The 12319-nt window shown below is 67.6% G+C and carries 12 protein-coding genes; 3 read left to right on the plus strand and 9 right to left on the minus strand.

Annotated features, from left to right (window positions below; genetic code table 11):
* Nucleotides 1–7: 7 nt before the first annotated feature.
* From AB4070_RS10015 to AB4070_RS10035, 5 genes are all read right to left on the minus strand, one after another.
* Nucleotides 8–589 carry a VOC family protein gene (locus AB4070_RS10015; protein WP_441979955.1) on the minus strand — a complete coding sequence of 194 codons (582 nt, stop codon included), beginning with the start codon at nucleotides 587–589 and terminating at the stop codon, nucleotides 8–10.
* A gap of 156 nt (nucleotides 590–745) precedes the next feature.
* Nucleotides 746–1747 carry an ABC transporter substrate-binding protein gene (locus tag AB4070_RS10020; protein ID WP_441979956.1) on the minus strand — a complete coding sequence of 334 codons (1002 nt, stop codon included), beginning with the start codon at nucleotides 1745–1747 and terminating at the stop codon, nucleotides 746–748.
* Nucleotides 1748–1905: 158 nt separating this feature from the next.
* Nucleotides 1906–2940: an ABC transporter permease gene (locus tag AB4070_RS10025; protein ID WP_441979957.1), complete on the minus strand. Its 1035-nt coding sequence runs from the start codon at nucleotides 2938–2940 to the stop codon at nucleotides 1906–1908.
* Nucleotides 2940–4442 carry a sugar ABC transporter ATP-binding protein gene (locus AB4070_RS10030; RefSeq protein ID WP_441979958.1) on the minus strand — a complete coding sequence of 501 codons (1503 nt, stop codon included), beginning with the start codon at nucleotides 4440–4442 and terminating at the stop codon, nucleotides 2940–2942. Before AB4070_RS10030 ends, AB4070_RS10025 begins: the two co-directional genes overlap by 1 nt.
* Before the next feature lie 180 nt (nucleotides 4443–4622).
* The gene (locus tag AB4070_RS10035) at nucleotides 4623–5492 is read right to left on the minus strand and encodes a sugar phosphate isomerase/epimerase family protein (RefSeq protein WP_441979959.1); all 870 of its coding nucleotides are present in this window, start codon (nucleotides 5490–5492) and stop codon (nucleotides 4623–4625) included.
* A 203-nt stretch (nucleotides 5493–5695) separates the two neighbouring features.
* Between AB4070_RS10035 and AB4070_RS10040 the strand changes: the two genes are divergently transcribed.
* A complete protein-coding gene (locus AB4070_RS10040; protein WP_441979960.1) occupies nucleotides 5696–6697 on the plus strand; it encodes a LacI family DNA-binding transcriptional regulator in 1002 nt (333 codons plus the stop codon).
* A 139-nt stretch (nucleotides 6698–6836) separates the two neighbouring features.
* Here the strand turns inward: AB4070_RS10040 and AB4070_RS10045 are convergent, their stop codons facing one another.
* From AB4070_RS10045 to AB4070_RS10055, 3 genes are read right to left on the minus strand one after another with little or no spacing between them, the layout of a single operon-like run.
* Nucleotides 6837–7256: an RbsD/FucU family protein gene (locus tag AB4070_RS10045; RefSeq protein WP_441979961.1), complete on the minus strand. Its 420-nt coding sequence runs from the start codon at nucleotides 7254–7256 to the stop codon at nucleotides 6837–6839.
* Between the two features lie 31 nt (nucleotides 7257–7287).
* On the minus strand, nucleotides 7288–8286 hold the full coding sequence (locus AB4070_RS10050; RefSeq protein ID WP_441979962.1) for an aldo/keto reductase: 999 nt from the start codon (nucleotides 8284–8286) through the stop codon (nucleotides 7288–7290).
* Complete coding sequence (locus tag AB4070_RS10055; RefSeq protein WP_441979963.1) at nucleotides 8273–9568, minus strand: L-fuconate dehydratase; 1296 nt, start codon at nucleotides 9566–9568, stop codon at nucleotides 8273–8275. Before AB4070_RS10055 ends, AB4070_RS10050 begins: the two co-directional genes overlap by 14 nt.
* 123 nt (nucleotides 9569–9691) lie before the next feature.
* Here AB4070_RS10055 and AB4070_RS10060 point away from each other — a divergent pair, with 123 nt between their 5' ends.
* Together AB4070_RS10060 and AB4070_RS10065 are read left to right on the plus strand one after the other, a co-directional pair.
* Nucleotides 9692–10552 carry a fumarylacetoacetate hydrolase family protein gene (locus tag AB4070_RS10060; RefSeq protein WP_441979964.1) on the plus strand — a complete coding sequence of 287 codons (861 nt, stop codon included), beginning with the start codon at nucleotides 9692–9694 and terminating at the stop codon, nucleotides 10550–10552.
* Nucleotides 10534–11316 carry an SDR family NAD(P)-dependent oxidoreductase gene (locus AB4070_RS10065; protein WP_441979965.1) on the plus strand — a complete coding sequence of 261 codons (783 nt, stop codon included), beginning with the start codon at nucleotides 10534–10536 and terminating at the stop codon, nucleotides 11314–11316. Before AB4070_RS10060 ends, AB4070_RS10065 begins: the two co-directional genes overlap by 19 nt.
* 72 nt (nucleotides 11317–11388) lie before the next feature.
* Here AB4070_RS10065 and AB4070_RS10070 read toward each other — a convergent pair whose 3' ends face one another.
* Complete coding sequence (locus AB4070_RS10070; protein ID WP_441979966.1) at nucleotides 11389–12300, minus strand: amidohydrolase family protein; 912 nt, start codon at nucleotides 12298–12300, stop codon at nucleotides 11389–11391.
* Nucleotides 12301–12319 lie beyond the last annotated feature (19 nt).

Here is a 12319-nt window from a genome sequence, read left to right on the forward strand (position 1 = left end):
GTGGCCGTCAGCGATCGAGCCGAGGGTCCCGCAAGGACGCCATCGCCTCGACGAGGCTTTCGTGGATGTACTCGAGCTCGGGTGAAGTGAAGCTCGACCAGTCCGCCTCGGCGGCATCGCTGTCGTCCGCGCCTGCGTCTTCCGCCGATCCGTTCCACGTGGAGGCGTCCGTTCCGCCCGCGTCCCACGTCTGCTCCTGCGGAACGTGGGCGTATACCCACCAGAGATTTCCCGAGGGATCGGCGAAGCGCGAGAACGTGTCTCCGAAGAAGTCCGTCGGCCGGGTCACGATACGGGCGCCGAGTCCGACGGCTCGTGCGAGCGTTCCCTCGACGTCGTCGACGTACACCTGGATGAATCCGGGGGTGAAGGGCCAGTCCGGCTTACGGTCGGCGACCGTGATGACGGAGTCGCCGATGCGCAGCTCGGAATGCAGGACAAGTCCGTCGGTGTCGACGGTGCGGGCCTCGGGAACGTCGGTCGCCCCGAAGACCTCGATCACGAAGTCGATGATGCGGGCGGCGTCATCGGTCATGAGGAAGGGGTTGATGGTGTTCGATCCAGCCGGGAGGGCGGGTGTGCTGCTCATGGTGTGCGTCCTTTCGTCGCGATCACTCTGGCAGTCACCGCGGACAGATCCTGACCTCGATTCCCGGCCTCGATCGTGGAGTTCCATCCCCCACCCGAGCCCGGACGCGAAGAAGCCCCCCACCCGAAGGTGAGGGGCTTCTTCAGCGTCGCGGTGTCACTCGTAGAGCACGGCCGCGATCTTCGGGTCGTCGATGTTGCTCTCGTCGTACCAGTACGAACCGGTGTCGTAGAACTTCTCGACGTCCTCACCGTTGGCGGCGTCGTAGGCGGCTTGCACGACCTGCGCGCCGATGCCGATCGGGTCCTGCGTGATGGCGCCGGCCATGGTGCCGTCCTTGATGGCGTTGATCTGCGCCGCGCCGGAGTCGAACCCGACGATCGTGATCTTGCCCTTGTCGAGGCCCAGCTCGTTCACGGCGTTCACGACGCCGATGGCGGAGCCTTCGTTGGTGCCGTAGATGCCCTTGAGGTCGGGGTGGGCAGCGATCAGGGTCTTGGCGATGTCGGCCGACTTCAGGTGGTCGCCGTCACCGTACTGGATGTCGACGATCTCGATGTCGGGGTAGTCCGCCTCGATCTTGTCGACGAAGCCGTCGCGGCGCTCGACACCGGTCGAGTTGATCTGCGAGTGGCCGACGATGGCGACCTGGCCCTCGCCGCCGATCAGGTCGGCCATGTGCTCGGCAGCGAGCGCACCGGCGACCTTGCTGTCGGTGGCCGACAGGCTGAGCCCGACGTCGCCGTTGCAGGGAGCATCGAAGTAGACCACGGGGATATCCTTCGCCTTGGCCTGCTCGAGCGGGGCGACGCACGCCTCGGGGTCGAGGGCGGCGTAGGCGATGGCATCCGGGTTCTTGTCGATCGCGGCGGTCAGCATCTCGAGCTGCCCGGCGATCTCGGTCTCGGCTGCGGGGCCCTCGAACGTGATCTTCACGCCGAGCTCCTTCGCCTTCTCCTCCGCACCCTTCTTGACGGCCTGCCAGAACTGGTGCTGGAAGCCCTTCGAGACCATGGCGATGTACATCTCGCCATCGCTGCTGCCGCCGCTGCTCGAGCCCTCCTCGATCACGTCGCCGCCACCGCCGGCACAGCCGGCGAACACCAGTGCGGATGCGGCCACCAGGGCCACGAGTGCGGTCTTCTTCCCGAATTTCATGAAAACTCCATTGTTTGGGTACGACTCGGTTTGTTCTGTGTGGATGCCGGACGAGCCGGCGCTGTGGACATTCCAGGTGCCTGTGCGGATGTCTCCGCGGGGTGTCGGCCGGGGCCGGAGGACGACGACGGGCACGGGTTTTCGCCGCCGTCCAGGTCTCAGGTGCGCTGTCGGTTGCGCAGCGAGTCGAGGAACACCGCGAGCAGCACGACCACGCCGACGACGATGTTCTGCCACTCGGGCTGGATCGACATGATGCGCAGACCGTTCACGAGCACGCTCATGATGAGGGCGCCGATCACGGTGCCGAGGATGGATCCGCGTCCTCCCAGCAGCGAGGTGCCGCCGATGATGACCGCGGCGATCGCCTGCAGTTCGTATCCGGTGCCGATCTGCGGCTGGGCCGAGTCGAGTCTCGAGGCGATGACGATGCCCGCGACTCCCGTGAAGGCGCCGGCGAACATGTAAATGAGGATCGTCCAGCGACGGGTGTTGACGCCCGAGAGGCGCGTGGCCTCCTCGTTCGAGCCGATCGCGAACGTGTACCGGCCGAGGAGCGTCTTCGACAGCACCAGGTACGCGATGATCGCGAGCACGGCGGTCACGAGCACGGCGTTCGGAATTCCGGGGATGATCACGCCGAGGGCGATCTTCTTGAAGTCGGGGGCCGACGTCGAGAAGTAGATCGGTGCGACACCCGAGATCACGAGGGCGAGGCCGCCGGCGATCATCATCATCGCGAGGGTGGCGATGAACGGCGGGAGGCGGAGGAACGTGATGTTCACACCGTTCACGAGCCCCATCAGCACACCGGTCAGGATGCCGCCGATGACGCCGACCCACACCGGGAGCCCCATGTTGGTCACGAACACACCCGTCATCACGGCGCACAGCGCCATGCCGGTGCCGATCGACAGGTCGATGCCGCCGGTGATGATGACGAAGGTGGTGCCGAGGGCGAGGATGCCGATGACCGCCGTCGACAGCAGCACCGTGGCGATGTTGCTGAAGGTGAAGAAGTTCGGGCTGGCGATCGAGAAGAAGATGATCAGCACGATGAGCGTGCCGAACGCCAGCGACTGCTGGAACTGACGCTTCAAGAACGCGCCGACGTCCCTCTTGTCCGTGTGCTCGTTCACGGCTGTCTGGATGATCGTCGTCGTCGACGATCCGGGCTGCTGCGGAGCGCTCATCAGTCTTCCTCCCCGTGGGCTGCGAGTTGCATGATCTTCTCCTGGCTTGCTTCCTCGTTGCGGAGCGTCCCGGTGATGCGGCCGTTGGCGAACACCGCGATGCGGTTCGCCACGCGGAGGATCTCCGGGAGCTCGGATGAGATGACGATGATGGATTTGCCTGCATCAGCGAGCTGCTGCATGAGGCGGTAGATCTCCTCCTTCGCGCCGACGTCGATGCCTCGCGTCGGTTCGTCGAAGATGAGGATGTCGCAGTCGCGCATCAGCCACCGCGCGATGACGACCTTCTGCTGGTTGCCTCCGGAGAGGAGCTTGACCACCTGGTTGACCGAGGGGGTCTTCACCCGCAGCTGCTGCACGTACTCCTTGGTGCGGTTCTTCGCCTTGCTGTCGCTCATCCAGCCGATCGCGTTGGCGTAGGAGCCGAGCGAGGCCAGCACGGTGTTGAACGTCACGTCCTGCTCGAGCATGAGCCCGAGGAGCTTGCGGTCCTCCGAGAGGTATCCGACGCCGTGCTGCACCGCGTCGGCGGGCTGGGCGATCTTCACGGTGCGGCCGTCTATCGCGATGGTGCCGCCGTCTCGATGGTCCGCACCGATCACGGCCCTCGCGGTCTCGGTACGCCCTGCGCCCATCAGCCCGGCGAAGCCGAGGATCTCGCCCTTGTGCAGCTGGAAGGACACGTCTTTCAGGAGGCTCCTGGTCGACAGCCCCTGGACGTCGAGGACGATCGGGTCGTTGGCGTGCTCGCGGGCCTGAGGACGGGTTCCCTCGTCGATCACACGTCCGACCATCATCTCGATGATCGTCGGGATGGTGATCTCGGCCCTGTCGAGTGATCCGATGTATGTACCGTCACGCAGAACGGTCACGCGATCGGCCAGGCGACGCAACTCGTCCATGCGGTGCGAGATGTAGACGATCCCGGTGCCGCGCGCCTTGAGCTGCTCGATCAGCACGAACAGCGTCTCGACCTCGGTGTCGGTGAGGGCCGAGGTGGGCTCATCCATGATGAGCACCTTGGCGTTGAACGACAGGGCCTTGGCGATCTCGACCATCTGCTGCTCGGCCACCGTGAGCTCGCCGACGAGCTGCCGCGGGTTCAGATGGATGTCGAGGCGCTGCAGCAGTTCTGCGGTCTGGGCGTTGAGCTTGCGCTCCGACAGGAACGGGCCCGTCGTCGGCTCCCGCCCCACGTAGATGTTCTGCGCCACGGTCAGATCGGGCATCAGGTTGAGCTCCTGATGGATGATCGTGATGCCCAGCTCCTGCGCCTGAAGAGGGCTCGTGAGCTCGACCTCCTGACCCTCGAACGTGATCGTCCCCTCGTCCTTGGTGTAGATCCCGGAGAGGATCTTCATCAGGGTCGACTTTCCCGCGCCGTTCTCACCCACGAGCACGAGCACCTCGCCGGCGTGCACCTCGAGGTGCACGTCCTTCAGCGCCTGCACGCCGGGGAATCCTTTGCTGATCCCCTCGACCCGGAGGATGGGTCCACTCATGCGCTCACCTGCTTCCTTGAAGGTTCTGCTTCGATGCCGACGGACCATTCCGTCGCAAACATCGGATCAATTCTGCGTCCTACGCTACGGGCAGCGCAAGTTGTATCTAAATGTATCTAACGTCGGCGAGGTTGGGAAGACCTGTAATGACATCTTGATCTTTCCCCGCCCTTCACCGACTCAGTGCAGGCGGATCGACTCGATCGCGACGAGCTTGTCGCGGATGTAGGCGTTGGCGTGGGCACCGAGCTCGGCGTTGTCGTTCCAGAGGTTCCGCCAGATGCCGAGCATGCGGCTGAGGTCCGGGGCGACGACCGCCGACGAGAACGACTCGAACACGATCGGGCCGTCGTACCCGATACGCCCGAGCGCCTTGAAGAACGTGTCGAAGTCGACGGTGCCGGTTCCCAGATATCCGCGGTGACTCTCGCCGATGTGCACGTAGCGCAGGGCGGGAGCGGCATCGAGGACCGGCGCGAACATATCCGACTCCTCGATGTTCATGTGGTACGTGTCGATGTGGATCCCGAGGTTCGGCCGGTCGACCTCGGCGACATAGGCCAAGGCCTGACGAGCGGTGTTGAGCACGTTCGTCTCGTAGCGGTTCACGACCTCGAGCGAGACCGATACCCCGCGCCCGGCGGCATGGTCGGCCACCCGCGCGATCACGGCCCGGCTGCTCGCGAGCCCCTCGGTGGTCACGGGCTCCATGTACTTCTTCATCGCGCTGTAGATCACGCCGCAGAAGTGCTTCCCTCCGAGATCCGCGAGCACGTCGACGGCCTTGATGAGCAGGGCTTCACCCGCCGCGACGATCGCGGGGTCGGAGCTCGTGACATCGGTCGCCTCAGACAGGCCGAGCGAGGCGCTGACGTCGAGGCCGTACTCCTCGAGAGCATCCTTCGCGACCGCGACGTCGAAGGAGAACGGATCCATCAGCGGGAACTCGATGAGGTCGAATCCCGCCTCCTTGGTCTTCTGCACCGCCAGACGGATGCCCTCGGCATCGAAGTTCCCCGTCCAGACCAAACCATGACAGCCGATGTTCATGAGACCTCTCACAGCGGGTGTCCGGCACCGTCGCCGCCTCGGACTTGGCACGTGCCAAGTTCGGTGTGCGAGTCACGCTACGTCGGTGGCGGCAGCGGTGTCAAGAACTTTCTTGGCACGTTGCAACTCCTCCGATATCCTGAGGCCGCCGATACGGTCAGGAGCCCAGGCCGACGCGGCGACGATGAAGACGAAGGAGCCCCATGCCCGCGAGCGTCAAGGACGTCGCCGCCCTCGCGGGAGTCTCCTCCTCCACCGTGTCGAACTACCTCAACCACCCGCACGTGCTCGGAGCGGCCAGCCGCGAGCGGGTGCGGGCCGCGATCGAAGAGCTCGACTTCGTGCCCAACGAGTCGGCTCGGCAGCTGCGGGCAGGCTCCAGCAAAGCGCTGGCGCTCATCCTCCTCGACGCCTGGCTGCCCTACTTCCACGACCTCTCGCGCGGAGTCGAGGACGTGGCGCGCGAGGGCGGCTGGTCGCTCTTCTTCAGCAACAGCGACCGCGACGAGACGCAGGAGCGACGCAACCTCGACATGTTCGAGGCGCACCGTGTGCAGGGCATCGTCATCTATCCGCTCGGCGACGTCGTACCGCGCCTCGAAGCGCTCTCCGATCGCGGCATCCGCTCCGTCGTGGTGGGACCGATCCCCGACTCGTCGAAGGTCGCATCCGTGCTGTTCGACGACCGCGCCGGCGGCCGCCTCGCGGGGAAGCACCTCGTCGAGCTCGGGCGACGACGCATCCTGTTCCTCGGCAACCCGGCGGTGAGCCAGTCGAACGATCGTCTGGCCGGGCTCCGCGAGGCCGTCGCCGACACGGACGCGACGGTGTCGACGGTCGAGGTGCCGCACCTGGCGACCGAGGACGGCCTGGAGGCCGGCATGCGGATCATCGCCCTGCCCGCCGGCGAGCGGCCCGACGCCGTGTTCGCCGCGAACGACATGGTGGCGCTCGGCGTGCTCACACAGTTGCTGCGCCACGGCGTCCGTGTGCCGGAGGAGATCGCACTCATCGGGTTCGACGATGTCGCCCAGGCCCACCAGGGTGTCGTCCCGCTCACCAGCGTGCGCCAGCCCGGCTACGAGATCGGCCGCGCCGCCGGCACCGCCCTTCTGGCACAGCTCGCGGACCCCTCGGCACCCCCGCCCGCGACGACGCCGTTCCCCGCCGAGCTCATCGTGCGGGAGTCGACCGTCGGTCGCTGAGACTGTCGGCCTCTGGCAGCCGCGGTGATCAACTCCTCGAGAACGTGCCACCGAACGCCCATTCCGGGGTGATCCGGGCTCGACTACATCGTTCGTGAGGAGTTGTTCACGCGATCCGGCCGATCGGCGCCCTCCTTCGTCAGGCCGAGGGGTGGCCGACCACGCCCTTGCGCAGCAGCGCGTTGCCGTATTTGCGCGTCTCACCCGTGCGCACCATCAGATACGCGGTCTTCGCGACCTCGTAGTAGGCGAACCGCTCGACGAAGGCCGTCGTGTCCACGGCTGTACCCGCCGCCGCCATGAGCTCGCGCTGCACGTCGAGCACCTCGCCGTCGGCCGACGCCATCAGATCGAGGCCGGGGGCGTCGTCCAGCGGCAGCACGGTGCGGATGGCGGCCACCACCTCAGGCGTCGTCGTGCCGGGCAGGTCGATCACACGCGCGCCGAGACCCCACGCGGGGAAGTGCGCATCGGCGACGACCACGGCATCGGAGTGCCCCATGCGATCGAGGTGCAGCAGCAGCTCCCCCGTCAGCAGGGGGTGGATTCCTTCGAGCACGAGTGCTCCTCTCGTCGAGCTGTCGGGTGATTCAGGAGACGCCTGATCCAGCCGGGATGAGCCCCTCCGCGGCGAGGTCCTCCCACAGCGAGGCCGGGATGTCGAGCGCGGCGTACTCCGCATTCTGCTGCAGCTGCGCCGGGCGACTGCCACCGACCACCACCGAGCGCACCACGTCGGACTGCAGCGGGAACCGGATCGCCGCGGCCGGCAGGGGTACATCGTGGTCGGCGCACACCGCGGCGATGCGCACCAGGCGTTCCCACAGCTCGTCGGGGAGCTGTCCGTACTCGTAGCGGCCATCCCTCCGCGGCTCGTTCGAGGCGAGGAGCCCGGAGTTGAACACCGACGCCGCGACGATTCCGGTCCCGGTCTCCCGGCACGCAGGCAGCACGTCGACCGCGGCCGGCTGCTCCAGCAGCGTGTAGCGACCGGCCACCATCACGAGGTCGAGGTCGGCGGAACGCACCGACGCCGCGAGGGCTTCCGACACCATCGAGCCGATGCCGATCGCGGTCACCTCGCCGTCCGCGCGCAGCTGCTCCAGGGCGGGAAGGGCCTCGGCGAGCGCGAGGTCGAGGTCGTGCCGCTCCGGATCGTGCAGATAGAGCAGGTCGATGTGCTCGATGCCCAGCCGCTCGCGGGACTCCTCCAGGCTCGTGCGGATGCCGTCCGCCGAGAAGTCCCAGACGCGCTGGAGGTCGTCAGGCACGTGGAAGTCGTTGGCGGTGTCGAGGCCGCCGGCGTGATCGGGGTTCGGGCGCAGCAGGCGGCCGACCTTGGTCGAGAGCACATACTCGTTGCGGGGCTTGGTCTGCAGGAAGGCCCCGAGCCGACGCTCGGAGAGGCCGAGGCCGTAGTGCGGAGCCGTGTCGTAGAAGCGGATGCCGCTCTCCCAGGCCGCGTCCAACACGGCCCAGGCGTCGTCGTCTGACAGCTCGCGGAAGAGGTTGCCGACGTTCGCGGCACCGTAGCCGAGCGTGGGGACCTGCAGACGATCGGACACGCCGCTCAGATCAGGCACCGACATGCGCACCCGTCCAGGTGTACTCGGCGATGCTGTCGGACTTCATCTCCATGCCCGTGCCCGGTGCGGTGGGAGCCATGTAAGAGCCGCCCTGGATGTCGGTCGGCACCACGAAGTGCTCGTGCAGGTGGTCGACGAACTCGATCATCCGGCCTTCCCGCGTGCCGGTGACGGCGACGAAGTCGAACATCGACAGGTGCTGCACGGCCTCGCACAGGCCGACGCCGCCGGCATGCGGGCAGACCGGCACCCCGAACTTGGCGGCGAGCAGCAGGTTGGCGATGTTCTCGTTCACTCCGGCCACGCGCACGGCGTCGATCTGCATGACCGAGATGGCCTCGGCCTGCAGCAGCTGCTTGAAGATGACACGGTTCTGCGCGTGCTCACCGGTGGCGACGCGAATGGGGGCGATACCGCGGGCGATCTCGGCGTGACCGAGGACGTCGTCGGGGCTCGTGGGCTCCTCGATCCACGCGGGGTGGAACTCGGCCAGCGCGTTCACCCATTCGATCGCCTCGGACACCTCCCAGCGCTGGTTCGCGTCGATCGCGATCGGGAAGTCGGGGCCGCACACCTCGCGGGCCTTGCGGAAGCGGCGGATGTCGTCCTGCAGGTCCGCGCCCACCTTGAGCTTGATCTGCGTGAAGCCGTCGGCCATGGCCTCGCGGGCGAGGCGTTCGAGCTTCTCGTCGGAGTAGCCGAGCCACCCGGGGCTGGTCGTGTAACCCGGGTAGCCGGTGGCGAGCAGCTGCTGCTCCCGCTCGGCCCGACCGGGCTCCGCGGCGCGCAGGATCTCGAGGGCGTCCTCGCGGGTGAGGGCGTTGGTGAGGTAGCGGAAGTCGACGAGGTCGACCAGCTCCTCCGGCGTCATCCGGGCGAGGAGCTGCCAGAGCGGCAGGCCCGCACGCTTGGCCTTGATGTCCCACAGCGCGTTGATGACCGCGCCGATGGCCATGTGCATGACGCCCTTCTCCGGACCCAGCCAGCGCAGCTGCGAGTCGCCGATGATGTCACGGAACGTGCCGCCCATGTCGTCGAGCAGCGGCTCGATCTCGCGTCCGACCAGGTGTCCGGCGAGCGCGTCGATCGCCGCGACCTGCACATCGTTGCCGCGGCCGATCGTGAAGACGAAGGCGTGCCCCTCGATGTCGTCGCCCGCGTCGGTACGCACGATGACGTATGCCGCCGAGTAGTCGGGGTCGGGGTTCATCGCGTCCGACCCGTCCAGGCTCAGAGACGTGGGGAAGCGGATGTCGGTGGTGTCGAGGGCGACGATACGGCTCACGGGATTCCTCTCCATGCACGGGTGATTTCTCCGTGCGGATCTCTTGGAGTGTAAACATCCGATGTCTATACTGTCAACGAGACCGGCCGCCTCGTCGCGGCATCCCGACCGATCAGGAGAAACATGAAGTTCGCGCGGCTCGGCACCCCCGGGAATGAGATCCCCGTCCTCGTGGAGGGCGAACGATACCTCGACCTCCGCCCCGTAACATCCGATGTGGACGGAGCCTTCCTCGAGAGCGACTTCGTCGCCCGCGTGACCGCGGCCCGGGATGCCGGAGACCTCCCCGAGCTCGCGGACGCCTCCTCCCTGCGCGTCGGCGCCCCGATCGCCCGCCCGAGCGCCGTGATCTGCATCGGCATGAACTACGCAGCCCACGCAGCCGAGTCGGGATCGGAGCCACCCACCATCCCGATCCTCTTCCTCAAGACACCGAACACGGTCGTCGGCCCGGACGACACGGTGACGATCCCCCGCGGCAGCGAGAAGACCGACTGGGAGGTCGAGCTCGGCATCGTGATCGGCAGCCGCACCGCGTACCTCGACAGCCCAGAGGAGTCGATGGCGCACGTGGCCGGCTTCGTCGCCGCGAACGACGTCTCCGAGCGCGACTTCCAGATGGCGGTCTCCGGAGGGCAGTGGTCGAAGGGCAAGATCGCCGCCGGCTTCAATCCGACCGGTCCGTGGCTCGTCACCCCCGATGAGGTCGACCACCAGGCCCTCGGCCTGCGCAGCTTCGTGAACGGCGAGCCCCGGCAGGACTCGAACACGAGCGACATGATCTTCACGGTCGAGCAGATCGTGCACCACCTGTCGCAGTACGTGACGCTCGAGCCGGGTGACCTGATCCTCACCGGCACCCCGCAGGGCGTCGCGCTGTCCGGCAAGTACCCCTACCTGGCCGCGGGCGACGTGGTCGAGATCGAGATCGACGGCCTCGGTCGTCAGCGACAGGAGTTCGTGGCATGGGAGGCCCGCAAGTGAGCGCATTGAACGGACGGGATGGGTTGAACGGGCTGGTGGCGATCGTCACCGGCGGCGCATCCGGCATCGGCGCGGCGATCGCGCAGCGACTGCACGCCGACGGGGCGACGATCGCGGTGCTCGATCGCGACACCGCCACGGCCGACCCGGCCTTCGCCGCCTTCACGGCCGACGTCTCCGACCGCGCGAGCGTCGACGCCGCTGTCGCCGCCGTCGGTGAGAAGTTCGGACGCATCGACATCGTCGTGAACAACGCGGGTATCGGCGCCCAGGGCGACATCGCCGCGAACGACGACGACGAGTGGGCCCGGGTGCTCTCGGTCAACGTGACCGGCATCGCGCGCGTCACCTCTGCCGCCCTCCCCTGGCTGCGGGAGTCGCCGGCGGCAGCGATCTGCAACACGGCCTCCATCGCCTCGACCACCGGCCTGCCGCAGCGCGCGCTCTACAGTGCGTCGAAGGGGGCGGTCTCCGCCCTCACCCGCGCGATGGCCGCCGACCACCTGCGCGAAGGCATCCGCGTGAACGCCGTCAACCCCGGAACGGCCGACACCCCCTGGGTGGGTCGACTTCTCGACTCGGCCACCGATCCCGCCGCCGAGCGCGCGGCCCTCGAAGCGCGCCAGCCCCACGGACGCCTGGTCAGCCCCGACGAGGTCGCCGCCGCGGTGGCGTATCTCGTGGGCCCGTCAGCCGGCTCGACCACCGGGACCTTCATCGAGGTCGACGGCGGCATGGCCCAACTGCGCCTGCGCGCGGAGTAGTCCCCCGCTTTCGAATCGCGCAGCCGGTTCCGTCCGCACCACGGATCGGACCGGTTGCGCGATTCGAAACCCTCAGCCCGAGGCGTCGATCCGGTAGAACCGCTCGGCGTTGCGCCAGAACAGGGCGTCGACATCGTGGCCGCGCGCCTCCGCCCACGCGATGATGACATCGGCCCCGCGCGATCGTGCCGTGGGCTGATATTCCGCCTTCCCGCCCTCTGGCGCGTCCGGGTCACCGGGCTCTGCCGGACCGATCGCCGAGACGGGCCAATCGCTCCCCCACATCAGGCGCTCGACGCCGAAGGCATCGGCGGCCACGTCGAGGAACGGCACCAGCTGCTCCGCCGCCCAGTCTCCCCCTGCCTCCGCCTGCAGACCGGAGAGCTTGCAGAACGCATTCGCATGGGCTGCCACCTCCGTCAGGTCGCGCACCCATTCGGCTGAGGGTGCGAGCGGCGCGGCAGCCGTGCCGACCGCCGGCTTGCCGAGGTGGTCGAGCACGATCCGCAGCTCGGGGATCGCTGCCGCGAGACGCGCCACCTCGGGCAGCTGCTCGGCACGGACGCAGGCGTCGAAGGCCAGGTCGCGCCGTGCCACCTCCCGCGCGCCGGTCACGAATGCCGCGGAGAGGGCCAACCCGTCAGGACCGTCCTGCAGGAGATGACGCACGCCGACCACGAGAGGCTCGGCCGCGAGGCCCTCCAGGTGCACCACCGTGTCGGTATCCCGATCCAGACGGATGCCCGCCACGATCCCGACGACGCCCGCCGCGGGGGCGAGCTCCTCGACCCAGCGCACCTCGTCGAGGAAGTCGTCTTCGACGGTCTCCGCCTGCACGAAGATCGACCGCTCGGTCTCCGCACGCGCCACACGGGCACGCTCGAGCTCCGCCCCGGCGAAGCGTCCTGAGAGCGGCCCGTCGAGCCACGTGTAGGTCAAGGCCTCCGGATCCCAGAGGTGCAGATGTGAATCGAGAACACGCATGGCTCCCATCCTGCCGGAG

It is taken from the genome of Microbacterium sp. 2RAF4, from assembly GCF_052115285.1.
In the GTDB taxonomy this organism is placed as follows: Bacteria; Actinomycetota; Actinomycetes; order Actinomycetales; family Microbacteriaceae; genus Microbacterium; species Microbacterium oxydans.

Excerpts from the sequence above, each read along its gene's own strand:
- AB4070_RS10015 (WP_441979955.1), bottom strand. The coding sequence starts at position 589 with ATGAGCAGCACACCCGCCCTCCCGGCTGGATCGAACACCATCAACCCC.
- AB4070_RS10020 (WP_441979956.1), bottom strand. The coding sequence starts at position 1,747 with ATGAAATTCGGGAAGAAGACCGCACTCGTGGCCCTGGTGGCCGCATCC.
- AB4070_RS10025 (WP_441979957.1), bottom strand. The coding sequence starts at position 2,940 with ATGAGCGCTCCGCAGCAGCCCGGATCGTCGACGACGACGATCATCCAG.
- AB4070_RS10030 (WP_441979958.1), bottom strand. The coding sequence starts at position 4,442 with ATGAGTGGACCCATCCTCCGGGTCGAGGGGATCAGCAAAGGATTCCCC.
- AB4070_RS10035 (WP_441979959.1), bottom strand. The coding sequence starts at position 5,492 with ATGAACATCGGCTGTCATGGTTTGGTCTGGACGGGGAACTTCGATGCC.
- AB4070_RS10040 (WP_441979960.1), top strand. The coding sequence starts at position 5,696 with ATGCCCGCGAGCGTCAAGGACGTCGCCGCCCTCGCGGGAGTCTCCTCC.
- AB4070_RS10050 (WP_441979962.1), bottom strand. The coding sequence starts at position 8,286 with ATGTCGGTGCCTGATCTGAGCGGCGTGTCCGATCGTCTGCAGGTCCCC.
- AB4070_RS10060 (WP_441979964.1), top strand. The coding sequence starts at position 9,692 with ATGAAGTTCGCGCGGCTCGGCACCCCCGGGAATGAGATCCCCGTCCTC.
- AB4070_RS10065 (WP_441979965.1), top strand. The coding sequence starts at position 10,534 with ATGGGAGGCCCGCAAGTGAGCGCATTGAACGGACGGGATGGGTTGAAC.
- AB4070_RS10070 (WP_441979966.1), bottom strand. The coding sequence starts at position 12,300 with ATGCGTGTTCTCGATTCACATCTGCACCTCTGGGATCCGGAGGCCTTG.